Raw genomic sequence first — 506 nt, forward strand, 5'->3', positions numbered from 1 at the left:
CGATCAGCGCATCGACGAAGGTCACGCTGGGATAGGCCAGGAAGGGCCGCGAATAGCGGATCGAGGCGGCCGTCTTGTTGGCCAGGCCGCTGAACATGGCAAAGGGCAGGTAGCCGGTGGCATAGAATAGCGGGAAGTTCGAGCCCAGCCCCGGGCTGCGCAGCGCCATGCTGAACAGCACCGTCAGCAGCACCACCCCCAGCACCGGCTCGAGCACCGCCCAGATATAGCCCCCCGCCGAACGGCCGTAGGTGGTCGCCATCTCGCGCAGCATCAGCGCCACCACGGTGCGCGCCATCCGCAGCCGCGGCCCGTTGCGGATCGGCCGCTGCGGCGCGCGGGCCGCAGAAGGGTTGGCCGCAGGAGGGTTGGCCGCAGAAGGGTTGGCCGCAGGGGGGCGAACCGCAGAGAGGTTGGCCGCGGCGGGGCCGATCTGGGAGGCGGTATCGGACATGTGAACGCAAACACTGGTCTGGACGGGCGGCAATATGTAACAACTGCGCCCG

The 506-nt window shown here is 68.8% G+C and carries 1 pseudogene; it reads right to left on the bottom strand.

Annotated elements, in window-relative coordinates:
- Positions 1–298 (bottom strand): annotated as a pseudogene (locus QPR87_RS23575) (ABC transporter permease); the annotation flags it as partial.
- Positions 299–506: the final 208 nt, after the last annotated feature.

The sequence above is a fragment of the Paracoccus sp. SSJ genome (assembly GCF_030234105.1).
GTDB lineage: Bacteria > Pseudomonadota > Alphaproteobacteria > Rhodobacterales > Rhodobacteraceae > Paracoccus > Paracoccus denitrificans.